We start from the raw sequence: 1,418 nt of genomic DNA, 5'->3' as shown, positions 1-1,418 counted from the left end.
GGTCTAATACCGGATATGAGCACTTACCGCATGGTGGGTGTTGGAAAGTTTTTCGGTGGGGGATGGGCTCGCGGCCTATCAGCTTGTTGGTGGGGTAATGGCCTACCAAGGCGTCGACGGGTAGCCGGCCTGAGAGGGCGACCGGCCACACTGGGACTGAGACACGGCCCAGACTCCTACGGGAGGCAGCAGTGGGGAATATTGCACAATGGGCGAAAGCCTGATGCAGCGACGCCACGTGAGGGATGACGGCCTTCGGGTTGTAAACCTCTTTCAGCAGGGAAGAAGCGCAAGTGACGGTACCTGCAGAAGAAGCGCCGGCTAACTACGTGCCAGCAGCCGCGGTAATACGTAGGGCGCAAGCGTTGTCCGGAATTATTGGGCGTAAAGAGCTCGTAGGCGGTCTGTCGCGTCTGGTGTGAAATCCCATGGCTCAACTGTGGGCTTGCATCGGGTACGGGCAGACTAGAGTGCTGTAGGGGAGACTGGAATTCCTGGTGTAGCGGTGGAATGCGCAGATATCAGGAGGAACACCGATGGCGAAGGCAGGTCTCTGGGCAGTTACTGACGCTGAGGAGCGAAAGCATGGGGAGCGAACAGGATTAGATACCCTGGTAGTCCATGCCGTAAACGTTGGGCACTAGGTGTGGGGCGGGTTCCACTCGTTCTGTGCCGCAGCTAACGCATTAAGTGCCCCGCCTGGGGAGTACGGCCGCAAGGCTAAAACTCAAAGGAATTGACGGGGGCCCGCACAAGCGGCGGAGCATGCGGATTAATTCGATGCAACGCGAAGAACCTTACCAAGGCTTGACATGTACGAGAAAGCCCCAGAGATGGGGTTCTCTTTGGACACTCGTACACAGGTGGTGCATGGTTGTCGTCAGCTCGTGTCGTGAGATGTTGGGTTAAGTCCCGCAACGAGCGCAACCCTTATCCTATGTTGCCAGCGGGTTATGCCGGGGACTCATGGGAGACTGCCGGGGTCAACTCGGAGGAAGGTGGGGATGACGTCAAATCATCATGCCCCTTATGTCTTGGGCTTCACGCATGCTACAATGGCCGGTACAGAGGGCTGCGATACCGTGAGGTGGAGCGAATCCCAAAAAGCCGGTCTCAGTTCGGATCGGGGTCTGCAACTCGACCCCGTGAAGTCGGAGTCGCTAGTAATCGCAGATCAGCAACGCTGCGGTGAATACGTTCCCGGGCCTTGTACACACCGCCCGTCAAGTCACGAAAGTTGGTAACACCCGAAGCTCACGGCCCAACCCCTTGTGGGAGGGAGTGGTCGAAGGTGGGACTGGCGATTGGGACTAAGTCGTAACAAGGTAGCCGTACCGGAAGGTGCGGCTGGATCACCTCCTTTCTAAGGAGCTCATCTCCATCAGGCCCTGGGACACCCGGGGACGCCGTGCTGCCCC

General features: G+C 58.3%; 1 rRNA gene. It reads left to right on the top strand.

The features are described 5' to 3' along the window. Positions 1-1,363: ribosomal RNA gene (locus ACIPN7_RS29840) — 16S ribosomal RNA — on the top strand; the annotation flags it as partial. Between the last annotated feature and the right edge of the window lie 55 nt (positions 1,364-1,418).

The sequence above is a fragment of the Promicromonospora sp. NPDC090134 genome, assembly GCF_044746965.1.
In the GTDB taxonomy this organism is placed as follows: domain Bacteria; phylum Actinomycetota; class Actinomycetes; order Actinomycetales; family Cellulomonadaceae; genus Promicromonospora.
This window is presented reverse-complemented; position numbering and strand designations above follow the sequence as displayed.